This is a genomic window from Hypericibacter adhaerens, from assembly GCF_008728835.1.
Classification (GTDB): domain Bacteria; phylum Pseudomonadota; class Alphaproteobacteria; order Dongiales; family Dongiaceae; genus Hypericibacter; species Hypericibacter adhaerens.
Genome location: NZ_CP042582.1, coordinates 2684240 through 2708851, shown reverse-complemented (window position 1 = coordinate 2708851; position 24612 = coordinate 2684240). Strand labels below are relative to the sequence as shown.

Sequence of the window (24612 nt, the reverse complement as noted above, 5' to 3'; positions counted from 1 at the left end):
GCCGCCGGCGTCTTCAGGCGTTCGCGGCGCGCGCCGGTTGGGGCGGGCGGGCGCGGGCGGCAAATTCCTTCGGGAAGACGCTCGCGAAGAAGGCGTACGAGATGCGCTTGCTGTCTTCGCGGGTGAAGCTCTTGGGGCTGGTGAGCAGCTCGAGCCAGAGCCCGTCGCTCATGGCGTTGAAGCCGCGGGCGATCGCGTCGAGATCGAGATCGCGATAGCCGCCGCGCTCGGCGATCGCGGCGCAGAGCGCCCGGGTCTGCCGGTAGAAGCGGTCCGAGATCTCGGCGCAGACCTCGAGATATTCCGGCCGCCAGCGGGCTTCGCCCCAGAAGGCGTACCAGACCGTCACATGCTTGCGGCCGGCGACGCGGGGGTCGGAATCGGCCTCGATGACGGCGGCCAGCTGCTCGGCCGGATCGTCGCCCGCCCGCGCGAGGGCCTGCTCGATGGAGCGCTCATAGCCGGCCGCCAGATGGCGGAAGGTGGCGATCAGCAGCTCTTCCTTGCTGCGGAAATAGAAGTTCACGATGCCGCTGGAGAGATGCGCGGTCTTGGCGATGTCGGCCAGCGTGAGGGCGGCAAAGCCGTGGCGCGCGATCATGTCGATCGTCGCCTCGATCAGCTGCGTGCGGCGGATTTCCTTGATTTCGGCGCGCCCCATGAGAAGTATAATATTCAATTAAATTTTGTAACGCAATGAAATACATGGTATTTATAAAGTTCGCTGAATGAGTAAGCAATCAATGAGTTTCTTGCGGAGAAACAACGGCCTAGGAAGCTCGGCTGTCTTGCTGCCCCCGGAAGCGGCGGTTAGGCTGCGCCGCTCCTTGAGGAAGCAGCCGGCGGAAAGGACCTCCCCTTGCTCGAGATCGTGAATGACGGCGCGGTGCGCACCCTGGCGCTCAACCGGCCGGATGCGCGCAACGCGCTGAGCCTGGGGCTGCTGAAGGCCTTGCGCGCCGCCCTCAAGGAGGCCGTCGACGACAATGTGCGCTGCCTGGTCCTGACCGGACGCGGCCGGGCCTTCTGCGCCGGCGCCGACGTGATGGAGTGGTCGGAGCAGGAGGCGAGCGGCGGCGGCAGCGGCTATGACTGGGTGCCGCAATCGCACGCGCTGATCCGCGAAATGGCCGCTTTCCCGGCACCGACCATCGCGCTGCTGAACGGCGCGGCTGTGGGCGGCGGGCTCGATCTGGCGCTCGCCTGCGATTTCCGTTTCGCCGCCGACAGCGCCAAGTTCATCTGTTCCTATACCAAGGTCGGCTATTCGCCGGACCTGGGCGGAACCTGGCTGCTGCCACGGCTGATCGGGATCGAGGCCGCGAAGCGCTTCGCCTTCACCGGCGAGGCCTGGCTGGCGCCCGAAGCCCTCGAGCGCGGCATGATCACCGAGATGCACGGTGCCGGCACGCTCGAGCCGGCGACCTACGATTTCGCCCGCAAGCTCGCCAACGGGCCGACCGTCGCGCAGCGCCAGACCAAGCGGCTGATGGACAGCGCCGAGACGCGGACGCTCGAGCAGCAGTTGGTGGAGGAGATGGCCGCCGGCAAGATCTGCGCCGCGACCGAGGATCACAAGGAAGGGCTGGCCGCGGCCGTCGAGCGCCGCGAACCGAAGTTCGTGGGGCGCTGAATCGGGGGATTCTGGGGATGGCGCTCGATTTCACGCCCACCGACGAGCAGCGGATGCTGGTCGAGACGGTCCGGACCTTCATGGAGAAGGAGATCTATCCGCACGAGCGCGAGACCGAGCGCCTCGGCGAGGTGCCGCTCGAGCTGGGCGAGCAGATCAAGAAGCGCTCGAAGGAATACGGACTCTATGCCGCCAACATGCCGGCCGAGGTCGGCGGCGGCGGGCTCGATTTCCTGTCGGTCGCCATGATGGATCGCGAGATCGGCAAATCGACCTGGGGCCTCTGCGGCTGGATCGGGCGCCCCTCCGAGATCCTCAATGCCTGCGAGGGCGAACAGCGCGAGCGCTATCTGCTGCCGACCGTCAGGGGCGAGCGCAAGGAAGGCTTCGGCCTGACCGAGCCCAATGCCGGCTCCGACGCGATGGGCATCCAGACCCGCGCAGTGCGCGACGGCGACGACTGGATCATCAATGGCAGCAAGCATTTCATCAGCGCGGTGCGGAAGCCCGACTACATCATCCTCTTCGTCGTGACGGGCCAGGACGAGACGCCGAGAGGCCTGCGCAAGCGCATCACCTGCTTCCTGGTCGATGTCGGCACGCCCGGCTTCGAGATCACGCGGGGGCCCCGGCCCGTCAGCCATCGCACCTATCACAACTATCAGCTCAGCTTCAGCGACGTGCGCGTGAACAAGCGCCAGATCATGGGCGAGGAAGGAAAGGGCTTCGACCTCGCCGGCTCCTGGCTCGCCAACACGCGCCTGCTGGTGGCCGCCAATTGCTGCGGCAAGGCCGAGCGCGCGCTCCAGATCGCGACCCAGTGGGCGGCCACGCGCAAGCAGTTCGGCCAGACCATCGGCAAGTTCCAGGGCGTCTCCTTCAAGCTCGCCGACATGGCGACCGAGCTCGCCGCCGCCGACCTGCTGACGCTCCATGTCGCCTGGAAATACATGAACGGCAGCATGACCAACGGCGACGCCGCCATGGCCAAGGTCTTCGCCTCGGAAATGGCGCAGCGCGTGACCGACCACGCGATCCAGATCCTGGGCGGCATGGGTCTCATGGACGAGCTGCCGCTCGAGATGCTCTGGCGCGACACCCGGATCGAGCGGATCTGGGACGGGACCTCCGAGATCCAGCGGCATATCATCTCGCGCGAGCTGCTGCGCCCGCACGAGACCTGAGCTTCGCCCTCAACCAGGGACACCGTCTTCCATGTTTCAGACCGATCTTCTCAAGGGTAAGCGCATCCTCATCACCGGCGGCGGCACCGGCCTCGGTTATTCCATGGGGCAGCGCTATCTGGAGCTGGGGGCCGAGCTGGTGATCTGCGGCCGGCGCACCGAGGTCCTGGCCGAGGCCAAGGCCAAGCTCGAGGCGGAGACGGGCGGCAAGGTCGAGACCCATGGCTGCGACATCCGCGATGCGGCCGCGATCGAGCAGATGCTGGACGCGATCTGGGCGGTGCGGGCGCCCGACGTGCTGGTCAACAATGCCGCCGGCAACTTCATCGCCCGCAGCGAGGAGCTCTCGCCGCGCGCCGTCGATGCGGTCCTGAACATCGTGCTGCATGGCAGCGCCTATGCCACGCTGGGATGCGGCCGGCGCTGGCTGGCGCAGGGGCACAAGGCGACGGTGCTCAGCATCATCACCACCTATGCCTGGACCGGGTCGGCCTATGTCGTGCCGTCGGCCATGGCGAAAGCGGGGGTCCTGGCGATGACCCGGAGCCTGGCGGTGGAATGGGGCGGCCGGGGGATCCGGCTCAACGCGATCGCGCCCGGCCCGTTCCCGACCCCCGGCGCCTGGGAGCGCCTGGTGCCCCGCGCCGATATGGCGGAAACCTTTGGCACCAAGAATCCGTTGGGTCGGGTAGGAAATCACAGGGAACTCGCAGACCTTGCGAGCTTTCTTGTCAGTGACGGATCAGGTTATATTAACGGCGAGGTCGTGACCATCGATGGCGGCGAATGGCTGATGGGCGCGGGACAGTTTAACTTTCTGAACGCACTCACAGATGAAGATTGGCAGGCCTTGAAGCCGAAGAAAAAGAGCTAAAGGCCTGGCAATATTGGATTAAATTGGCATTCCCGAGGCCCACGGGCTTGCCGTCAAAATGATAGGCTGTCATGCGTGCGACGGGCGCGGACCCGTCGGCTTCGCGGACAGAGGAGGGCCATGTTTCAGCGAATTTTCCTGGCTGCATGTTCGGGCGCGCTGCTGCTGCTGGGCGCCTGCGCGCGGGAATACAGCGACCCGCCGGCACGCCAGACCAGCCTGATCCACCCTCCGCCCGTCGCCGAAGCCGAGCCCTCTCCGCCGGCGCCCGTGCCGATGCCGGCGCCCGCCTTTCCCATTCCACAACAGAAACCCGGTTCCGAGGCAGAGAATGAGGCCGCCGCCGACACGACCGGCCAGCCGGGCGCGCCCGAGGGGGCGGCGTCGGTCGCCCCCGAAGGCAGCCAGGGTCTCGCTCCGGAAAGCGCCGGCACGGCCAATGCCGCGCCCGTCATCGACCGGGACGATCCCCAGCGCCTGGTGGGGCTGAACGAGGCCCAGACGATCGGATTGATCGGCGATCCGTTCATCGCCGAGGAGCGCCCGCCGGCGCGGATATGGACATTTACCGAGGGCAGCTGCCGCCTGCAGGTCTTCTTCTACCCGGACCTCAGCGACCAGCATTTCGAGGCCCTCACGGTGAGTTTCTCCGGCATCGCCGATACCGACTTGGCGCGCCGGGCCTGTTTCGAAGCTTTGTTGGAGAAGCACGGTGCCTGAAGGTAGCGACCTGAAACTTCGAGGCCGCGTTGCGGTCGTGGACGATGACGCCATGTTCCGGGAATCGCTGGGGCTCAATCTGGGCGAAAGCGGCTTCGAGGTCATGGAGTTCAACGGCGGCCGGCCCTTCCTGGACTGGCTCGGCGCCGGCAACGGCGTCGACGCCATCCTGCTCGATTGGCGGATGCCGGGGATGGACGGGCTGGCCGTGCTCCGCTCGCTGCGCGAGCGCGGCGTGCGTGTGCCCGTCATCTTCCTCACCGCGCTCAGCGACGACATCTACGAGGAGGCGGCGCTGCGCTTCGGCGCCGTCGACTTCATCGAGAAGTCGCGCAGCCTCGCGATCATACTGCAGCGGCTGCGGCTGATCACCGAGGGCGCCAAGCCCAGCGCGACGGGGGCGGCGGCGCCCGGCGCCGGCCCGACCCTCAAGCGCGGCAAGCTCGAGCTCAAGACCGATATCGCGCGTGCCTTCTATGACAATAAGCCCGTCGATCTCACCGTGACGGAGTTCAATATCGTCTGCGCGCTCGCGGCCGCGATCGACGCCGACGTCTCCTACCGACAGATCTATGACCTTGCGCGCGGCGCCGACTTCGTCGCCGGGCAGGGGGAGGAAGGTTATCGGGTCAATGTCCGTTCTTTCATCAAGCGCATCCGTCAGAAGTTCCGAACCGTCCATCCCGAGTTCAACGGCATCGCGAACTACCCCGGATTCGGCTATCGCTGGGTCGACCCCGAATAAGGACACCACAGTGGCGGCCTCGCTTGTGCCCAGGCTGCGGGCTCATTCGCTGGTCCGTCGCCTGGTCCTCCTCGCGGGTGCCTTCATTGCCGTCCCCCTGGTGCTCTACATCACCCTGCGGGATGTCTATACCGAGCGTCAGCTCCTCCTGCTCGAAGGGGTGCGGGAGCAGGGGCGCCTGGTGGCGACCGCGCTCTCGCCGCTCCTCCTGGAGCAGGATGTCGAGGCGCTGCCCAAGATCGCCGACGAGCTGAACCGCTTCGGCGGTCCCGAGACGCGGCTGAAGGTGCTGTTCCGCAAGAGCGGCGAGGCCGGCGCCTCGAATTTCTACTTCGTGGCGGCCGCTCCGGCGGTCGATACCGACCAGCTCGACGACGAGCGCCAGACCCTGCTCAAGCAGGGGATCCTCCAGAAGGTCGCCGCCACCTGCAACGACCGCGTGGCGCTGGCCGACCGCTATCACGCCCCGGACGGCAGCGAGGAGCTGCTGACCTCGATCACGCCGGTGCTCTCGCCCACCGGCTGCTGGGCGATCGTCATGTCGCATCCGCTCGACAGCATCATCGGTACGCAGCTCGGCCGTCCCTACTGGGCGCGGCCGGAGGTCCAGATCGCCGGCGCCATCTATCTGCTCCTGGCGGCGCTGACCTTCGGCGTGTTCCTCAGCATCCGCCGCAGCGTGGTTCGGTTCCGCGACCTGGCGCAGGAGATCCGCGTCGACGGCAAGGACGGCGCCACCTTCGCCGAACGCAACGAGGTGGCCGAGCTGGGCGGCGTGGCGCGCGAGTTCGATCGCATGATCGGCCGCCTCAGGGCCTCCGCGCGCCATCTGCGCCAGGCCGCGCAGGACAACGCCCATGCCTTCAAGACCCCGATCGCCATCATGCGCCAGGCGATCGAGCCCCTGCGCCGGCTGGCCACGACCGGCGACGACCGCGCCAACCGCGCGCTGCAGATCCTCGAATCGTCGGTGGACCGGCTCGACTCGCTGGTGGCCGCCTCGCGGCGCATGGACGAGACCATGGCCGAGCTGGTCGATCCGCCGCGCGAGCGGGTCCATCTGTCGGCGCTGGTGGGGCGTATCGCGGCGGGCTACCGGCCGCTGATCGAGGGCCGGCGTATCGCGCTCTATGCCGATATCGAGCCCGGCCTCGTGGCGCTCGGCGGCGAGGAGCTGATCGAGACAATTGTCGAAAATATTCTCGATAATGCGGTGGGCTTTTCGCCCGAAGGCGGGCGAATCGATCTGGCGCTCAAGCGCAACGGCGCGCGCGTGACGCTCAAGGTCTCCGATCAGGGGCCGGGCGTGCCCGAAGGCGACCTGGAGCGCATCTTCGAGCGTCAATATTCGCAGCGTCCGACCGAAGGCGCGGGCGCCGACGACCATCGCTGGCATTCCGGTTTGGGCCTGTGGATCGTTCGCCGCAATGTCGAGGCGATGGGCGGCGACGTTAAGGCTTATAATGCCCCCAAGGGAGGCCTGATTCTCTCGGTTTCTCTGCCGGTTGGGCGCTGATCTTAGCGTGCTGTCGGATTAACCACTTACCACAACAATGCCTCATCGAGGGCAGGGGGCTTCGGCTACCTTGGTCCTCGCATGATGAGCTTGATTCCCACACAGGTCGCGATGGCGACACGGCCTCGCAAGTCGGTAGCGGCGAGCGAGACCTTCATCGACGAGCCTCTCAGCGAGCGGCGCGCGAACTTCAGCGCGGAGCTCGACTGGACGCTCCGTCGGCTCGGCGCAGCGCGGCTGCGCGTGACGGTCGCCTGCTTGACCCTGCCGCGCGACGGCAAGCATGGGCAGCGCACCGCCGAGGTCATTGCGGCGATGGTGGCCCGCCAGTCGGCGCTGGCCGGTGTGGACACGGATGGCGCGGTGCTCGCCGCCAGCTTCGGGCCGCGGCGGTTCGGGGTTGCCGGCGACATGGAAGAGGCGCATCGCCTCGTCGGCTGGTTCCGCGAGGCGGTGGCCGAGGTTGCCCCCGAGCTCGAAGGCCGCGCGATGATTTCGGTCGCCCATCTCTGGAGCGACGAGTGGGTCGGCCTGGCGCCTTATACGAGGCGCGTGATGTTCGCGGCGCCGCTGCCGCTGGCAGGATTGGCCGAAGCCGTCTGACCCGCTTTCACGAGTTCTGAGCCGACGATTGGGCCCCGTTTCAGCCGGGGCCCTTTCTCGTTCGGGCGGGTGTTACTCGGGGCGCAGGCCGCGCAGCGTGAGGTCGCCTTCCGAGAGCGCAGTCTTCACGGCCGCGAGGCCCTGTTCCAGCTCCTCGAAGCGCTCGCGCACGCGACGGATCTCGGCGATCTCGAGCTCGCCCGGCAGGGTGTCGGTGCTGTTGCCGAGATCGATCAGCTTGGCGAGGTAGCGGCCGCGCAGCCGCGCCACCAGGCGGGCCAGCTTCTCGACCTCGCCCGGCGCCACATCGATCACCGCATTGAGGGCTTCCTTGCGCGCGAGCTTGCGCTCCTGGGCACCGAGCTGCGACAGGAACTGACGCACGGTGGGCGCGGAATCGACCGAGGCCGCCGGAAGGCCCGAGCGGGTCTCCGCGGGCTTGGCGGGCGCGGGGGCGGGGGTGGTGCGGGCGAACACCGGCTCGCGCGGGCCTTCACTGGCGTCGGCGCGGGCGCGGCGATCGGCACGGGTCAGAATGGCAAGGCTCATGGACGGCCTCCTTGGCTCGAACATCGACAGGGCCGGGCTGGGCAGATTCGTCCCGTCTCCGGCCGTGGCTGCGACGAACCTTGCAAGGGGCAGGCCAATAGGATGCTTCATCAAGTCAGAGGCTTATAAGGGCCTTCTACGAGGGATCGGCAAATCCTGCCGGACATACCGGGAGCTTTGTTCCGCCAGCGGCAGGGACGCGCAACCCCGCGGCTAGCGATTCTCGTCCTGCTGTACCACCGGCATGCCGAACTCCATGGTCACGACGACACCGCTGGCCTTGATATAGCTGGGCAGGGGGCCATAAGGCGATCCGCGCATGATGGCGTCGAACCCGGCCCTGTCCAGAAGCGAGCCGGCGCTCTGCACGATCCTGACGCCGCGCACCGTTCCGCTGCGGTCGAGCGTGATGTCGTAGACGACCGTTCCGGTCACATGGAACATCTCGGCCGTGGGCGGATAGAAGTAGTTCCGAAGAACTTGTTCCTTCATGTCCCGGAGATACTTGTCGGAGCCGCCTTCGCCGACATGCGGGTCCTCCTGCTCGGTCGTCCGTGCGGCGGTCTCGGATTGCGGCGTCACCACGCTGGCGCCCTGCTCGGCAGGCGGGGTCGGCGGCTTCTTGGAGGGCAGCGGTGGCGCGATCATCGCCTCTTGAGTCTCGCGAGGCGTTGCCGGCGGCACGGGTGTGGCCTGCGGCGAGGGCTGGGAGGGTAGGGCAGGAGCCCCCGAGGGCTTGGGCGTGGAGGCTTGTGGCTCGGGCGCCGCGGTTGCCGCCGCGGTCGCTGCCGGCTGCGTTTGCTCGGACCGCTCGGGTGTCTGCGGCGATGAACCGGAGGGCTTGTCCGTTAGATCGCCATTGGAGGACCGGTAAGGCAGCGGTTGCTGCGGCTCAGGGGGCTTTGGCAGTTCGGGCGGCTTCTCGACAGGCTTCGGCTCTGGCGGGGGAGGCGGCGGCTTGGGCTGCTCGGTGATGATCTCCACCGGGACCGGCTCGGGCAGCGGGGATTTGCTCCGCTCGAATCCGTCATCGAGCGTCGTGACGACGGAGATATGGAGGAGCAGGGCCGCGATGATCGCGACGGCCCAGCGCCATCGGAGATCCCGGTCCGGTAGCGGCGGCGAGAGCGGAATGCGCTCCTCATGGAACGACCGCACGGCCCACTCCGGCGAGAGGCGCGGCGTCAGATCATCGAAGGTTGCGGCCGTGTCGTTCACTGGCGCCCGTTATCTGCCCTGAAAACCTGTCGCCACGCTGTCCTCAACGGAGCCGGACGCTCCCGGTTCGCCATCCGTTAGATGTGGGACGGCGATTGCCGCAGACCAAGGATCGGCGCGGGTCCTGTCCGATGCTTCGGCAAGATCGAGTCGCTGCGGAGACGCCGCGGCGGCACCTCGCCCAAGACGGTCGCGGGCGCCAGGAAAATATGGCCTATGGCTTTGAAATTCCACTGCTAAAGGGCCAGCAGCCCGCGACATGGCGCCCCGGCGGGACGCGAAGGTGCGCTCAGCCCCGGTAGCGCAGCGCCTCGACGAGGAGCGCGAAGGCCGGCGAGGATTGCCGCCGGCTCGGGTAATAGAGGTGATAGCCGGCAAAGGGCGCGCACCAGTCCTCCAGCACCCGTTTCAAGCGCCCCTTGGCGAGGTAGGGCGCCACGAGATCCTGGGGCAGGTAGGCGAGGCCGAACCCGGCGAGCGTCGCGGCGAGGATCTGGGCGAGCCGGTTGAAGACGAGCTGACCCTCGACCCGCACCTTGAGCTCGCGGCCGCTTTTCTCGAACTCCCAGGCATAGAGCCCGCCATAGGTCGGCAGGCGCAGATTGATGCAGGCATGGGCGATGAGATCCTGCGGCTTCCTGGGCACCGGTCGCGTTTCGAAATAGGCGGGCGTGCCCACGACGGCCATGCGCATGTCCGGTGCGATGCGCACCGCGATCATATCCTTCGCCACCTGCTCGCCGAAGCGCACGCCGGCGTCATAGCGCTCGGTGACGATGTCGGTCAGGCTGTTGTCGACCGCGATCTCGACCTTGATGTCCGGGTATCGCGGCAGAATCTTCGCCAGCTTCGGCCAGAGAATCGTCTCGGCCGCATGCTCGCCGGTGGTGATCCGGACGGTGCCGGCAGGCTTGTCGCGAAGCTCGCTCAAGGCATCGAGCTCCGCCTCGATCTCGTCGAACCGCGGGCCCGCCGTCAGGAGCAGCCTTTCCCCGGCCTCGGTGGGCGAGACGCTGCGCGTGGTGCGGGTCAGGAGCCGCAGGCCCAGCCGGGTCTCGAGCCCGCGGATGGTGTGGCTGAGGGCGGATTGAGAGACGCCGAGCTTTGCGGCGGCGCGGGTGAAGCTTCGTTCCCGCGCGACCGCGAGGAAGGCCAGGAGGTCGTTGACGTTCCCGCGTGAATTCATGAGGTCAGCTCATAAGTTCATATCGATCTTCCTATCTAATCGCTCCCGGCCCCGTCCGCTAGATTGGTCCTTGCCAACCGCACCTGTCTGCCGCTGCCGAGCAGCCCGAGGTCCCATGCCGGGGCCTCGAGGCGGGGCGCCTTGGCATGGCGGCATGCCAACCATGACCTCGACCCACACCACCATTCCGGATCGGCCTCGCGGCCAGCCCGCGCGCTGAACGAGACTGCTCGGCAGCAAGATGGCTTGCCGCCCCGATCGATCGAAGGAAAGAACATGCAAAAGCGCAAACTTGGAAATAGCGGCCTGGAAGTCTCGGCCCTCGGCCTGGGCTGCATGGGCATGAGCTTCGCCTATGGGCCGCCCGCGGACCGGCAGGAGATGATCGCCCTCATCCGGACGGCCGTCGAACGGGGGATCACCTTCTTCGACACGGCGGAGGTTTATGGCCCGTTCACGAACGAGGAACTGGTGGGTGAAGCCCTGGCGCCGGTCCGCCGGCAGGTCGTGATCGCCACCAAGTTCGGCTTCGACATCGACCCGGAGACGGGCAAGCAGCGCGGCCTGAACAGCCGACCGGCGCATATCCGGCAGGTCGTCGACGCCTCGCTCAAGCGGCTCAAGACCGATGTGATCGATCTCCTCTACCAGCATCGCGTGGACCCGCAGGTTCCGATCGAGGAGGTCGCCGGCACGGTGAAGGACCTCGTCCGCGCCGGCAAGGTGAAGCATTTCGGGCTCTCCGAGGCGGGCGCGAAGACGATCCGTCGCGCCCATGCGGTCCAACCGGTCGCGGCGCTGCAGAGCGAGTATTCCCTGTGGTGGCGGGAGCCCGAAGCGGAGATCCTGCCGACCCTCGAGGAGCTCGGGATCGGCTTCGTTCCTTTCAGCCCGCTGGGCAAGGGATTCCTCACCGGTGCCATCGACGCGAACACGACGTTCGCGAGCACCGATTTCCGCAATATCGTGCCCCGCTTCACGCCCGAGGCCCGGCGGGCGAACCAGGCCCTGGTCGACCGGATCCGCGAGATCGCGACCCGGAAGCAGGTGACGCCGGCGCAGATCGCCATCGCCTGGCTGCTGGCGCAGAAGCCCTGGATTGTGCCGATCCCCGGCACCACGAAACAGAACCGGCTGGAGGAGAATATCGGCGCGGCCGGTATCAGCCTGACGGCCGACGATCTCCAGGCGATCGACCGAGCCCTTTCCAAGGTCGCGGTGCAGGGAGACCGGTATCCGGAGCAGATGCAGCGGATGGTCGACCGCTGAACGGCGCATTCCTCGGGCTTATTTCATCTCGCCAACGGAGCCATCTTGTGAAAACCATCGGTTACGCGGCCAGTTCTGCCACCTCGCCGCTTGTTCCCTTCACCTTCGAGCGCCGTGCGCTGCGCCCGAACGATGTCGCGATGGAGGTTCTCTATTGCGGCGTCTGCCACAGCGACCTGCATCAGGCCCACAACGATTGGGGCTGGTCGACATATCCGCTCGTCCCTGGCCACGAAATCGTCGGCCGCGTGGTCGAGGTCGGCAAGGCGGTCAGCCGCTACAAGGCCGGCGATGCGGTCGCGGTCGGCTGCATGGTCGACAGCTGCCAGCATTGCGACCAGTGCCACAAGGGCGAGGAGCAGCTCTGCCGCGAAGGCAATACCCAGACCTATAACGACCGCGACCGCATCACGCGCGACGTCACCTATGGCGGCTATTCCAAGCACCTCGTGGTACGGGAGGAGTTCGTGCTGCGCGTGCCCGACGGGCTCGATCTCGCCCGTGCGGCGCCGCTGCTCTGCGCCGGCATCACCACCTATTCGCCGCTGCGCACCTGGGATGTCGGTCCCGGCAGCCGGGTCGGCGTGATCGGCCTGGGCGGCTTGGGTCACATGGCGGTCAAGCTGGCCGCGGCGATGGGTGCGCACGTAACCGTCATGAGCCGGACCGGCGACAAGAAGGCCGACGCCCTGGCGCTCGGCGCCGACCGGCTCCTCATCTCCACCGACAAGGAGGCGATGGCGAAGGCGCAATCCAGCTTCGATCTCATCATAGACACGGTTCCCGTCAAGCACGACATCAACCCCTACACGCCGCTGCTGGATGTCGACGGCACGCTGGTGCTGGTGGGGCAGATCGGCCCGCTCGACCCGCCAACCACCGTTCCCCTGCTCATGGGGCGCCGCCGGATCGCGGGTTCGCCGATCGGCGGCATCCGCGAGACCCAGGAGCTCCTGGATTTCTGCGCCCGCAAGAACATTCTCCCCGACTGCGAGATGATCCGGATGGACCAGATCAACGAGGCATTCAAACGCCTGGAACGGGGTGCCGATGTCCATTACCGCTTCGTGATCGACATGGCCTCCTTGAAGGCCTGACGGAAGCCTGCCGGCACAGCGCAGGGATTCTCCCATCTCCGGCAGTTTCAGCGGAGCCGGCCGCGCGGCGGCACGGCCGGCTCCTGCCGAATTCGCTCACCGGGCCCGTAGAATGGGCCGATCCTGGTTGGTCATTCAGCATCCCGGGACAACCGGCGATGGCGAAAAAAGCGGCAAATGCTCTCCGGCCCGCGCCAGGCGATGCCCTGCAACGTGGAAAGATATTGCGAATGAGGATCTTGGTGTTCTCTCCGCAAGACCTCTCGCGTTTCGAAAGCCCGCGCTATCTCCCTCAGAATCTTGAGGTAAAACGCGCTCAATGTGACAGCGCGATGGCGGTATTCCGAAAGCAGAGCTGAAAGCGATGCCGGATGCCGGCCAACAATAGACGCCGCTGATGTGGTTGGCCTGCCCGCTGTTTTATTATACCGTTACTTGCTGCTCAGATGAGACGGACGCGGGTCCATCGCGCATTCGAGCCCAGACCTATGTGCAGGTGAACCCGACGCCTTCGTGGGCGTGACGGTCGAAGCGGCGTCCTTGCTCTGCGGCGATCGCAGGAACGGGTATCTGCTCGCTGAACGACCGGGCACCGTCGCGGCGCAGGCAAAGCCGCCGACCGATCCGCCCATGGTGTGTCTGCTTGTCGCCTCGCTCGATCCGCATGCGGGGGTGCGTCGGGTGCATTGAAGCCGGGCGCGAGGCCACTCGCTCTCTTCGCGCTGTGCCGTATCGCCACGAATGCCAAGGAGGATGGCCATGGGCAAGCTCCTGAGAAGCGCGGTGAACCTGCTGGAAGCCATTACCGGCCAGAAGGCGGGCGGCAAGCCTGCGATCCGATCCGGCTCGGCCGGCGATGCAGCGCCGAAGGATCTCAAGAAGGCCATCGACCGGCCCATCAGCGGTGACGGGCCGGCGCGCGACGAAGCGCCGATCGGCTGGGATTTCGGCGTCGGCGAAGTGACTCCGATCGGTCCGGTTGCCGAAGCGACCGGGAAGGGAGCTGTGCCGGGTGAGGCCGCTCCCGCGGCGACGCCTCCCGATACGGAAATCGTGGTCGCGGATGCCAAGACGCCCTCGACCCAGCTCGGGGAGGCCCGCGGTGCCGGCGCCGGCGATAGCGGTTCTCCGGAGGGGCTGCCGCGAGCCTCGGGAGGCGGATCTCACGGCGTCTTCGACGGGCCGCGCGAATCCGTCGTCGACGAGTTCCTGACTCCACCGCGGCCGTCACCGGCCGATGTCCCTCCGTTCCATGTGCCGGAGGGTGGCGGGGGCAGCGGCGGCACGGATCACGGCGATACCGACGATGGCAACGATCACGGCGGTGAGGAGGGCCAGCCTTCTGTGCCCAGCCCGCCGACGGTCGGCGGTGTCGATCAGGGAAGCGTCACGGAGGACAGTGTGCTGTCGGCCTCGGGCACATTGGTGGCCAGCTCGCCCAGCGGTGGCGACATCGCCTGGTCGATGGTCGGGCCGGGGGAGGGGCGCTACGGAACGCTCGATTTCGATCCCGCCACCGGCCAGTGGACCTACAGCCTCGACAACGAAGCCGCCCAGGGCCTGCGCGAAGGCGAGAGCGCCCAGGAGATCTTCACCCTGCGGGTGGTGGATCAGGCCGGGGTCGCGGTCGACCATCGGGTCACGGTCACCGTCACCGGCACGAACGACGCGCCGGTGATCAGTGGTACGGCATCGGGTGCGGTCACCGAGGACGAGGCATCCGCCGCTTCCGGCCAATTGACGGCGACGGATATCGATATTGGCGCCAGCGCGTCCTGGAGCCTGGTGGGCGGCGGTTCGGGGAGCTATGGCACCCTGACGCTGGACGATACGGGCCACTGGAGCTACGCGCTCGACAATGACGCGGCCCAGAGCTTGCGGGCCGACAGCACGGCGCAGGACATCTTCACCGTCCGCGTCACCGACGACGCCGGCGCCACCGTGACGCAGACCGTCACCGTCACCATCGCCGGCACCAACGATGCGCCGGTGATCTCCGGGGCGGGCACGGGCCTCGTCCGGGAGGACGACACCCTTGTCACTTCGGGCAGCCTGACCGTCTCGGACGTCGATGCCGATGACACCGCCACATGGTCGGTCGTCGGCCCCGATGCCGGCCGCTATGGCAGCTTCGCCCTCGATGCGGAGGGGAACTGGTCCTACGCGCTGAACAACGACGCCGCGCAGAGGCTGCGGGCCGATGAGACGGTCCAGGAGATCTTCACGGTCCGCGCCACCGATCAAAGCGGCGCCTTCGTCGAGCAGCAGGTCACGGTCACCGTCGCGGGGACCAACGATGCGCCGGTGATCATCAGCAACAGCGCCGGCTACAGTGTGACCGAGGATTCCGACCTGACGGTCACGGGTTCCGCCGGCTGGTACGATCCGGATGTCGGCGACACGACCGCGTGGTCGCTGCCCGGTGGCGGACAGGGCAGCTATGGCAGCCTGACGCTCGATCCGGCGACGGGCTCATGGACCTACATCCTCGACAACGACGCCGCGCAGGGACTGAAGGAGGGCGAGACCCGCGACGAGATATTCGTGGTCCGGCTGACCGACGGATCGGGCAGCTCGACGGATGCCTCGCTGGCCGTGACGGTCAAGGGAACGAACGACCGGCCCGTGATCAGCGGCGTGCATACGGGCGCCGTGAGCGAGGACGGGGTGCAGACCGCTTCGGGCCGGCTCGAGGCCCATGATGCCGATATCGGCGACACGGCCGGCTGGTCGGTGGCGCCGGACAGCGCCTCGCATCTGGGGGCCTTGACGGTCGATGCCTCGGGACAATGGAGCTATGCCCTCGACAACGATGCGGCCCAGGGCCTCAAGGCCGGGGAGACGGCGCAGGACATCTTTACCGTGACGGTGACGGATTCTGAGGGCGCCTCTGCCACCCAGACGGTCACCGTGACGGTCAGCGGGACGAACGATGCGCCGGTGATCTCGGGCACCGCGACCGGTGCCGTCCAGGAGGATACCGTCTCCACGGCCACCGGTGTGCTCACGGTGTCGGATCCCGATATCGGCGACACGGCCGGCTGGTCCGTGGTCGGGAGCAGCGACGGCGCGTACGGCGCGCTCACGCTGAACCCCGACGGGAGCTGGTCCTACGCACTGGATAACGAGGCGGCCCAGGGCCTGGGGGTCGGCGATACCGTCCAGGACATCTTTACCGTGAGGGTAACGGATGCGGCCGGGGCGTCCGCGACCCAGACGATCACCGTCGCGGTGAAGGGCACCAACGACGATCCGGTGATCTCGGGCACGGCCACGGGCTCGGTCCAGGAGGATGCGGCTCTGACGGCCTCGGGCAGGCTGACGGTGTCGGATCCCGACATCGGCGACACGGCCAGCTGGTCGGTGCTCGGGGATGGTGACGGCACCTACGGCTCGCTCACGCTGAATGCCGACGGGAGCTGGTCCTATGCGCTGGACAACGAGGCCGCGCAAGGCCTGAAGGCCGGCGACACCGCCCAGGAGACCTTCATCGTGAAGGTCACGGATGCAGCCGGTGCTTCCGCCACGCAAACGGTCACGGTCACCGTCAGCGGCACGAACGATGTGCCGGTCATCTCCGGCACGGCGGCGGGCGCCGTCCAGGAGGACGCCACCCTCACAGCCTCCGGGGCGCTCACGGTTTCCGATCCCGATATCGGCGACAGCGCGACCTGGTCGGTGGTCGGCGGCAATGACGGCGCCTATGGATCGCTCACGCTGAACGCGGATGGGAGCTGGTCCTACGCACTGGATAACGAGTCGGCCCAGGGCCTGAAGGCCGGTGACACGGCGCAAGACATCTTCACCGTGACGGTGACGGATTCGACGGGGGCCTCCGCCACCCAGACCGTGACCGTGACCGTCAGCGGCACGAATGACGCACCGGTGATCTCGGGCACGGCGACAGGTTCGGTCGAGGAAGACACGTCACTCACGGCCTCCGGTACGCTGACGGCCTCCGACGCGGATATCGGCGACACGGCCACCTGGTCTGTGGTCGGCAGCAGCAACGGCGCCTATGGATCGCTCACGCTGAACGCGGACGGGAGCTGGTCCTACGCGCTGGACAACGACGCGGCCCAAGGCCTGAAAGAAGGTGATGCCGCGCAAGACATCTTCACCGTGACGGTGAGGGATTCCGCCGGGGCTTCCGCCACCCAAACGGTGACGGTGACGGTCAGCGGCACGAACGACGCGCCGGTCATCTCCGGCACGGCGACGGGCTCTGTCCAGGAGGACGGTACCCTAACGGCCTCCGGCACGCTGACAGCGTCGGACCCCGATATCGGCGACACGGCCAGCTGGTCGGTGGTCGGGGATGGCGGTGGCGCCTATGGCTCGTTGACGATGAACGCGGACGGGAGCTGGTCCTATGCGCTCGACAATGATGCGGCCCAGGGCCTGAAGGCCGGCGACACGGCGCAGGACATCTTCACCGTGACGGTGACGGATTCGACGGGGGCTTCCGCCACCCAGACGGTGACCGTGACCGTTAGCGGGACGAACGACGCGCCGGTGATCTCCGGTACGGCGACCGGCACGGTTCAGGAGGATGCGACCCTCACGGCCTCCGGCACATTGGCGGCGTCCGACGTCGATATCGGCGACACGGCCAGCTGGGCGGTGGTTGGCAACAGCGACGGCGGCTATGGCTCGCTGACCTTGAACGCGGACGGGAGCTGGTCCTACGCGCTGGACAACGACGCGGTGCAGGGCCTGAAGTCCGGCGATACAGCCCAGGACACCTTCACCGTGACGGTGACGGACGCAGCCGGAGCCTCTGCGACCCAGACGGTGACGATCACAGTCCGTGGCACGGACGATGCACCGGTGATCTCCGGCACCGCCACCGGCGCTGTCCAGGAAGACACCACCCTCACGGCTTCCGGGACGCTGACGGCCTCCGACCCGGATATCGGCGACACGGCCGTTTGGTCGGTGGTCGGCGACAGTGGCGGCGGCTATGGCTCGCTGACTTTGAACGCGGACGGGAGCTGGTCCTACGCGCTGGACAACGATGCGGCCCAGGGCCTGAAGGCCGGCGACACGGCGCAAGACATCTTTACCGTCAAGGTGACGGATTCGACGGGGGCCTCCGCCACGCAAACGGTCACGGTCACCGTCAGCGGCACGAACGATGTGCCGGTCATCTCCGGCACGACAACGGGCGCGGTGCAGGAAGACGGCACCCTCACGGCCTCCGGCACGCTGACAGCCTCCGACGCCGACATCGGGGACACGGCCAGCTGGGCGGTGGTCGGCGATGGTGACGGCACCTACGGCTCGCTCGCGCTGAATGCGGACGGGAGCTGGTCCTATGCGCTGGACAACGAGGCCGCGCAAGGCCTGAAGGCCGGCGACACGGCGCAGGACATCTTCACCGTCAAGGTGACGGATTCGGCGGGGGCCTCTACCACCCAGACGGTCACGGTCTCCGTCGCCGGCACGAACGACGCACCGGTGATCTCCGGCACCGCCACCGGCGCTGTCCAGGAAGACGGCGCCCTCACGGCCTCCGGCACGCTGACGGCCTCCGATCCGGATATCGGCGACACGGCCGTTTGGTCGGTGATCGGCGACAGCGGCGGCAGCTATGGCTCGCTGACCCTGAACACGGACGGGAGCTGGTCCTACGCGCTGGACAACGATGCGGCCCAAGGCTTGAAAGAAGGCGATACCGCGCAGGACATCTTCACCGTGACGGTGACGGACGCCGCCGGGGCCTCCGCCACCCAGACGGTCACCGTGACCGTCAGCGGCACGAACGATGCGCCGGTGCTCTCGGGCACGACGACGGGCACGGTGCAGGAGGACGGAACCCTCACGGCCTCCGGTACGCTGACAACTTCCGACGCCGATATCGGCGACACGGCCAGCTGGGCGGTGGTCGGCGACAGCGACGGTAACTATGGCTCGCTCACCTTGAACGCGGATGGGAGCTGGTCCTATACGCTCGACAACGACGCGGCCCAGGGCCTGAAAGCCGGCGACACCGCGCAAGACATCTTCACCGTCAAGGTGACGGATTCGGCGGGGGCCTCCACCACCCAGACGGTGACGATCGCCGTCAGCGGCACGAACGACGTCCCGGTGATCTCTGGTACGGCGACCGGCGCCGTCCAGGAGGACACCGCCCTCACGGCCTCTGGTACGTTGACGGTCTCCGATCCGGACATCGGGGACACGGCCACCTGGTCTGTCGTCGGCAGCAGCGACGGCGGCTATGGCTCGCTGACGCTGAACGCGGACGGGAGCTGGTCCTACGCGCTGGACAACGACGCGGTGCAAGGCCTGAAGGCGGGGGATAGTGCCCAGGACATCTTCACCGTGACGGTGACAGATGCGTCAGGGGCCTCCGCTACCCAGACGGTCACCGTGACCGTCAGCGGCACGAACGATGCACCGGTGATCTCCGGCACGACGACGGGCGCGGTGCAGGAAGACGGCATCCTTACGGCCTCCGGTACCCTGACAACTTCCGACGCCGATATCGGCGACACGGCCAGCTGGTCGGTGGTCGGCGACGGTGACGGCACTTATGGCTCGCTGACCTTGAACGCGGACGGGAGCTGGTCCTACGCACTCGACAACGACGCGGCCCAAGGCCTGAAGGCCGGGGACACGGCGCAGGACATCTTCACCGTGACGGTGACGGATTCGACGGGGGCTTCCGCCACCCAGACGGTGACCGTCGCCGTCAGCGGGACGAACGACGCGCCGGTGATCTCCGGTACCGTCACCGGCGCGGTCCAGGAAGACACTACCCTGACAGCCTCCGGCACATTGACGGCTTCCGATGCCGACATCGGGGACACGGCCAGCTGGGCGGTGGTCGGCGGCAGTGACGGCGCCTATGGCTCGTTGACCTTGAATGCGGACGGGAGCTGGTCCTACGCGCTGGACAACGACGCGGTGCAGGGCCTGAAGACCGGAGACACCGCCCAGGATATCTTCACCGTGACGGTGACGGATGCGGCCGGGGCTTCGGCGACCCAGACAGTGACGATCGTTGTCCGCGGCACGGACGACGCGCCGGTGATCTCCGGTACGGCGACGGGCGCCGTCCAGGAGGACACCACCCTCACGGCCTCGGGGACGCTCACGGTCTCCGATCCGGACATCGGCGACACGGCTGCCTGGTCCCTGGTGGGCTCCGCCGATGGCAGCTACGGCGCCCTGACCCTCGGGGAGGACGGCAACTGGTCCTACGCGCTGGACAACGACGCGGTGCAAGGTCTGAAGGCGGGCGACACCGTTCAGGAGATCTTCACCGTGAAGGTGACGGACGCGTCGGGAGCTTCCGCCACCCAGACGGTCACCGTCACCGTCAGCGGGACGAACGATGCGCCCGTGATTTCCGGCACGGCGACGGGGTCGGTCCAGGAGGACGGTATCCTCACGGCGTCCGGCACGCTGACGGCCTCCGATCTGGATATCGGCGATACGACCAGCTGGTCCGTGGTCGGCGGCGGTGGCGGCGCCTACGGCTCGCTCACCCTGAACGCCGACGGCAGCTGGTCCTACGCCTTGGATAATGATGCGGCCCAGGGCCTGAAGGCCGGCGATACCGTTCAGGACATCTTCACCGTGAGGGTGACGGACGCGGCCGGTGCCTCCGCCACGCAGACGATCTCCGTCACCGTCGGCGGCGCCGACGACGCGCCGGTGATCTCCGGCACGGCATCCGGTGCGGTGCAGGAAGATACTACCCTGACGGCTTCCGGAACGCTGACCGCCGTCGATCCCGATATCGGGGACAGCGCGGCCTGGTCGATCGTCGGTTCCGATACCGGCAGCTATGGCAGGCTCACGCTCGGCGACGATGGGAGCTGGTCCTACGCCTTGGACAACGACGTGGCGCAGGGCCTGAGGCCGGGCGACAGGGTGCAAGAGATCTTCACGGTGAAGGTGACGGACGCCGCCGGCGCCTCCGACACCCAGACGGTCACCGTGACCGTCAGCGGCACGAACGACACGCCGGTGATCTCCGGCACCGCGACCGGCGCGGTGCAGGAGGACGGCACCCTCGCGGCCTCCGGCACGCTGACGGTGTCGGATCCCGATATCGGCGACACGGCCACCTGGTCCGTCGCCGGCGCCGGCACCGGCAGCTATGGCACCTTGACGGTGGGCGACGATGGCCGCTGGTCCTACACGCTCGACAACGACGCCGCTCAACGGCTGAAGGCCGGCGAAACGGCACAGGATGTCTTCACGGTGAAGGTGACGGACGCGGCTGGCGCCTCGGCGACCCAGACGGTGACCGTCGCCGTCAGCGGCACGAACGACGCGCCGGTGATCTCGGGCACCGCCACCGGCGCCGTCCAGGAAGATGCCGTGCTGACCGCGTCCGGCAAGCTGACCGCGGCCGATGCCGACGCGGGCGACAGCATCACCTGGTCGATCGAAGGCCAGGCCGATTCTCCCTATGGCGCGATCGTGATCGATCCGCAGACCGGTCAATGGATCTTCAGGCTGGACAACGACGCCGCTCAGGCCCTGAAGAGCGGGCAGGTCGTGCATGAAACCTTCACGGTACGGGCAACGGATTCCGCCGGCGCCTATGACACCCATATCGTCTCCGTCGACATCGGGGGTGCGAACGACGCGCCAACCCTGACGGTCTCGGTCGGCCCCGGGGTCCCCGTCGAGGGCGGCGACGGCAATAGCGGCGGCAGCCCCGGGCTGGACATCTCGGTGGACGAGCCCGGCTCCTATGACGTCTCGGGAACGGGTGGCGCCGACTTCATCCGGCCCGGCGACGGAGGACAAGCCATCGACGCCGGCGGTGGGGACGATGTGGTCTATGGCGACAACGACTACGTCACCGGCGGCGGCGCGGACACCATCAAGGGCGGCGAGGGCCGGGATCAGATCACCGGCGGCGACAACGACGACCGGATTCTCGGCAACGAAGGTTCCGACACGATCTATGGCGATTTCCAATCGTCCTCGCCGAACGCCGGCCGGGACCTGATCGATGCGGGGCAGGGCGACGACGTCGTGATCGCCGGCGACAATGACGATACCGTCGTCGGCGGCGAGGGCGACGACCTGATCCAGGGCGATTTCGACTGGCAGACCCAGGGCGGTGACGATCTGATCGATGCGGGCGACGGCAAGGACACGGTGGTGGCCGGTGCGGGCGACGACACCGTCTCCGGCGGTCGCGGCGACGACCTGATCTATGGCGACTATCGTTGGAACACCGCCGGCGGCACCGACGTCGTGGTCTATACCGGCAGCCGCGATGATTATGTGATCACGCAGAACCCCGACGGGTCCTACACGATCGCGGATCAGGTCGCCGATCGCGACGGCACGGACACGGTCTACGGTGCCGAGATCTTCCGGTTTGCGGATGGCGACGTCGATGTCTCCGATATCCTCGAGGGCGGCGGGGGTGGCGGAGGCGCCGGCGATGCCGTCAGATACGATCTGAACATTTCCACCGCGCTCGTCGATACCGCCAGCTCGGAAATCCTCTCCAATGTCATGATCGACATGGCAGGCGTGCCGGAGGGCACGTTCTTCAGCGCCGGCGCGCTGGTGGACGGCCAGTGGGTTCTGGCGCCGGATCAGCTCGCCGGCCTGACCATGACGGTTCCGGCCGATGCGCCGCCGTTCAGGCTCGAGATCAGCGTCACCGCGACGGACCCCGCCGACGGGGATACGACCACGACGCAAATCGCCATCGGCATAGGGGGCGAGGATCACGGCGTCGTGGAGCAGACATCCGCGGCTCCCATGACGGTGAGCCTGCTCGCAGTCCCGCTTGCCGCGACCGCCATGCTGGAGACCGGCGACGAGTTTGCCGTGGCGATCACGGCCGATCATGGGTCGGCGGTGCCGGCCGTCGAGGGCGATCATGCCGGACTGGCCTCGGGTACGGATTCGTCGCATGCCGCTGCGGAGCCGCAGACCGATGTTCCCGCGACGGCAGATCATGCCGATGGCGGGGCTCCGCTCGATCCGGCCGCCAGTGGCGTGAATGGAGAGGTTTCGAGCGGCGAGCCTGTGACGTCGTACCAGGACCTCGCCGCTCCGCTTCATACGGCAGGCCTGTCACTGTCGGGGGCGGACCAGGCCGAGAACGGTTCCGCAGCCATCGGGGCGCCTTCGCAGCCCGATCAACTTGCCCTGGACGATGCGTCTCTCGGTCCCGGGGCGCCTGCCGAGCACTCGGCGGCGAGCGACTATCTGGCGCTCGCCCAGCCGCAGAACGGCGAGCAGGGACCGTCCGTCCTGGACAGCCCCTCGGCGAGCGACCCCTATCTCCAGATGGCGGGGGGCCCGAATCAGCAGGCCGACCATCAGGGGGGCTGCCTCCCGACCAGGTTGATGCCGAGATGGGGGCCGCTGCATCGGGGGCGAGCGACGACGCGCCCGATCTCAACACCGTCCACCATGATGATGCGGCCGCCGCCGCGTCGGCCCCTGAAGTGCCGGCTTCGCACGAGCAGGAGCACCAAGGCGGCTGAGCGTTGGAGAGAAGCGGATTGGGATCGAGGGGTGCGGACCCTCCGGACGCCCGTAGCGTCCGGAGGGTGGCAGGAACGGCGAACGGGTTCGCGCCTTCGTTCCGAATTGGCTCCCCGGGCCGGATTCGAACCAGCGACCAAGCGGTTAACAGCCGCTTGCTCTACCACTGAGCTACCGGGGATCAGAGGCGGCGGGGGTTATAGCAAAAGCCCCCCCGGGCTTGCAAAGTTTCTTTCCGTCCCGCGACATAGGGCCTAACCGCCTGACAGGCGGCGGTTTTTGCCGAACCGTGCCAGCCCGGACTCGGGGGCCTTTCCGCCCGGTTTTCGGGCGCCCGGCGGGGCGGTCAGGCGATCGGCTTCTCGTAGACCCGGTAGGTCTTATAGGCCTTGCCGCCGATGCGCTCGATGATCTTACGCATCGGGATATTGTCCTCGAGGATCCAGGAGAGCTCGCAGCGCCGCGCGTCGATGCGCTGGCCGCCTTTGCGCAGCTCCTCCAGGACCAGCAGGATGACCGCCGAGCCCAGCACCGAGCGCTGGAACTCCTTGCGCAGCCCGAACAGCAGGACCCGGCCGGTGCGGAGCTTCGAGACCTTGAGCCGCCAGAGCAGCTTGGCCCAGCCGAAGGGCAGCAGCCGGCCATCGAGGCCCGCGATCGCCTCGTAGATGTTCGGCAGGCAGACGATCATCGCGGCCGGATCGCCGTTGACGGAGGCGATCACCACCAGGTTCGGATCGACCACCGGCTTCATGCTCTTCGCCGCATGGTGGATCTCGGTCGCGGTCAGCGGCACATAGCCCCAATTGTCGGCCCAAGCGTCGTTGAAGATGTCGAGGATGATCCCGAGATCGCGCTCGAACTGCTTCATGTCGACATTGCGCACCGAGAGGAGCGCCGGGTCGAGGCCGGCGCGCTTCAGGATCGCGTCATGGGTGATGGCCAGGCCCGTATTGACGTCGTAGTCGTAGGCGATCAGGTCCTTGGCCTTGGCATAGCCCGCGGCCTCGATATGGGCGGCGGCGTAGGGCGGGTTGTAGGGCATCATCATGACCGGCGGCGCGTCGAAGCCGTCGATCAGGAGCCCGACCTCCTCGTTGGTGGAGAAGTTGAAGGGGCCCATGGCGCGCACCATGCCCTTGCCCTTGAGCCAATCCGCGGCGGTGGCCAGGAGCTCCCGGAAGACGGCGGGATCGTCGATCGCGTCGAGGAAGCCGAAATGGCCCGTGGCGTCGCGATAGCGTTCCAGATAGAGCCGGTCGAGCTGGGCGCTGATGCGGCCCACCACCTTGCCTTCGCGGCGGGCGAGAAAGAGCTTGGCCTCGGCATGCTCGAAATAGGGGTTCTTGCCGGGGGTCAGCGCCTCGCGGCGCTCGAACCGCAGGGGCTGCACGAAGCCGGGATGGCCCTGGCCGTAGAGCCGGCCCGGCAGCCCGATGAATTCGTCGAGATCGCGGCGCGAAGCAACCGGACGGATCTCGAGGCGATCGGGCGCGCCGCTCCGGCGGTCGGCGGCTGCGGAGGACATGGGGTCGG

Annotated in this window: 14 protein-coding genes, 1 tRNA gene and 1 pseudogene; 10 read left to right on the top strand and 6 right to left on the bottom strand. The window is 67.5% G+C overall.

Annotation, left to right across the window (positions count from 1 at the left end; all coding sequences use genetic code 11):
- Nucleotides 1–13 precede the first annotated feature (13 nt).
- Nucleotides 14–661 carry a transcriptional regulator BetI gene (betI, locus tag FRZ61_RS11880; protein ID WP_151117862.1) on the bottom strand — a complete coding sequence of 216 codons (648 nt, stop codon included), beginning with the start codon at nt 659–661 and terminating at the stop codon, nt 14–16.
- Between the two features lie 198 nt (nt 662–859).
- On the opposite strand from betI, the gene FRZ61_RS11875 reads away from it, so the two are divergent.
- The 7 genes from FRZ61_RS11875 to FRZ61_RS11845 all read left to right on the top strand — a co-directional run bounded on the left by FRZ61_RS11875 (nt 860) and on the right by FRZ61_RS11845 (nt 7275).
- Entirely contained in the window at nt 860–1633 is a 774-nt protein-coding gene (locus tag FRZ61_RS11875) for an enoyl-CoA hydratase/isomerase family protein (RefSeq protein ID WP_151117859.1), read from the top strand.
- Between the two features lie 17 nt (nt 1634–1650).
- Nucleotides 1651–2817: an acyl-CoA dehydrogenase family protein gene (locus tag FRZ61_RS11870; RefSeq protein WP_151117856.1), complete on the top strand. Its 1167-nt coding sequence runs from the start codon at nt 1651–1653 to the stop codon at nt 2815–2817.
- Between the two features lie 31 nt (nt 2818–2848).
- Nucleotides 2849–3691: an SDR family oxidoreductase gene (locus FRZ61_RS11865; protein ID WP_151117854.1), complete on the top strand. Its 843-nt coding sequence runs from the start codon at nt 2849–2851 to the stop codon at nt 3689–3691.
- A 120-nt stretch (nt 3692–3811) separates the two neighbouring features.
- On the top strand, nt 3812–4411 hold the full coding sequence (locus tag FRZ61_RS11860; RefSeq protein ID WP_151117852.1) for a hypothetical protein: 600 nt from the start codon (nt 3812–3814) through the stop codon (nt 4409–4411).
- A gap of 52 nt (nt 4412–4463) precedes the next feature.
- A complete protein-coding gene (locus FRZ61_RS11855) occupies nt 4464–5156 on the top strand; it encodes a response regulator transcription factor (protein WP_151117851.1) in 693 nt (230 codons plus the stop codon).
- 10 nt (nt 5157–5166) lie between these two features.
- Nucleotides 5167–6672 carry a sensor histidine kinase gene (locus FRZ61_RS11850; protein WP_191909411.1) on the top strand — a complete coding sequence of 502 codons (1506 nt, stop codon included), beginning with the start codon at nt 5167–5169 and terminating at the stop codon, nt 6670–6672.
- 111 nt (nt 6673–6783) lie between these two features.
- Nucleotides 6784–7275: a hypothetical protein gene (locus FRZ61_RS11845; protein ID WP_151117847.1), complete on the top strand. Its 492-nt coding sequence runs from the start codon at nt 6784–6786 to the stop codon at nt 7273–7275.
- 72 nt (nt 7276–7347) lie between these two features.
- On the opposite strand, the gene FRZ61_RS11840 is transcribed toward FRZ61_RS11845, so the two are convergent.
- The 3 genes from FRZ61_RS11840 to FRZ61_RS11830 form a co-directional block, all read right to left on the bottom strand.
- A complete protein-coding gene (locus FRZ61_RS11840) occupies nt 7348–7824 on the bottom strand; it encodes a hypothetical protein (protein ID WP_151117844.1) in 477 nt (158 codons plus the stop codon).
- Between the two features lie 213 nt (nt 7825–8037).
- Nucleotides 8038–8982: an energy transducer TonB family protein gene (locus tag FRZ61_RS11835; protein ID WP_151117842.1), complete on the bottom strand. Its 945-nt coding sequence runs from the start codon at nt 8980–8982 to the stop codon at nt 8038–8040.
- 349 nt (nt 8983–9331) lie between these two features.
- The gene (locus FRZ61_RS11830) at nt 9332–10228 is read right to left on the bottom strand and encodes a LysR family transcriptional regulator (RefSeq protein WP_151117834.1); all 897 of its coding nucleotides are present in this window, start codon (nt 10226–10228) and stop codon (nt 9332–9334) included.
- 276 nt (nt 10229–10504) lie between these two features.
- Between FRZ61_RS11830 and FRZ61_RS11825 the strand changes: the two genes are divergently transcribed.
- The 3 genes and pseudogenes from FRZ61_RS11825 to FRZ61_RS26930 form a co-directional block, all read left to right on the top strand.
- Complete coding sequence (locus tag FRZ61_RS11825) at nt 10505–11497, top strand: aldo/keto reductase (RefSeq protein ID WP_151117831.1); 993 nt, start codon at nt 10505–10507, stop codon at nt 11495–11497.
- A 47-nt stretch (nt 11498–11544) separates the two neighbouring features.
- The gene (locus tag FRZ61_RS11820) at nt 11545–12594 is read left to right on the top strand and encodes an NAD(P)-dependent alcohol dehydrogenase (protein WP_151117828.1); all 1050 of its coding nucleotides are present in this window, start codon (nt 11545–11547) and stop codon (nt 12592–12594) included.
- Nucleotides 12595–13335: 741 nt separating this feature from the next.
- A pseudogene (locus FRZ61_RS26930) lies at nt 13336–21735 on the top strand (VCBS domain-containing protein); the annotation flags it as partial.
- A gap of 1447 nt (nt 21736–23182) precedes the next feature.
- On the opposite strand, the gene FRZ61_RS11765 reads toward FRZ61_RS26930, so the two are convergent.
- Together FRZ61_RS11765 and FRZ61_RS11760 are read right to left on the bottom strand one after the other, a co-directional pair.
- A tRNA-Asn gene (locus tag FRZ61_RS11765) sits at nt 23183–23257 on the bottom strand.
- A gap of 165 nt (nt 23258–23422) precedes the next feature.
- Entirely contained in the window at nt 23423–24604 is a 1182-nt protein-coding gene (locus tag FRZ61_RS11760; protein ID WP_151117816.1) for a dATP pyrophosphohydrolase, read from the bottom strand.
- Between the last annotated feature and the right edge of the window lie 8 nt (nt 24605–24612).

Coding starts and splice junctions, on each gene's coding strand:
- betI (WP_151117862.1), bottom strand. CDS start 661: ATGGGGCGCGCCGAAATCAAGGAAATCCGCCGCACGCAGCTGATCGAG.
- FRZ61_RS11870 (WP_151117856.1), top strand. CDS start 1,651: ATGGCGCTCGATTTCACGCCCACCGACGAGCAGCGGATGCTGGTCGAG.
- FRZ61_RS11865 (WP_151117854.1), top strand. CDS start 2,849: ATGTTTCAGACCGATCTTCTCAAGGGTAAGCGCATCCTCATCACCGGC.
- FRZ61_RS11860 (WP_151117852.1), top strand. CDS start 3,812: ATGTTTCAGCGAATTTTCCTGGCTGCATGTTCGGGCGCGCTGCTGCTG.
- FRZ61_RS11855 (WP_151117851.1), top strand. CDS start 4,464: ATGTTCCGGGAATCGCTGGGGCTCAATCTGGGCGAAAGCGGCTTCGAG.
- FRZ61_RS11845 (WP_151117847.1), top strand. CDS start 6,784: ATGGCGACACGGCCTCGCAAGTCGGTAGCGGCGAGCGAGACCTTCATC.
- FRZ61_RS11840 (WP_151117844.1), bottom strand. CDS start 7,824: ATGAGCCTTGCCATTCTGACCCGTGCCGATCGCCGCGCCCGCGCCGAC.
- FRZ61_RS11830 (WP_151117834.1), bottom strand. CDS start 10,228: ATGAATTCACGCGGGAACGTCAACGACCTCCTGGCCTTCCTCGCGGTC.
- FRZ61_RS11825 (WP_151117831.1), top strand. CDS start 10,505: ATGCAAAAGCGCAAACTTGGAAATAGCGGCCTGGAAGTCTCGGCCCTC.
- FRZ61_RS11760 (WP_151117816.1), bottom strand. CDS start 24,604: ATGTCCTCCGCAGCCGCCGACCGCCGGAGCGGCGCGCCCGATCGCCTC.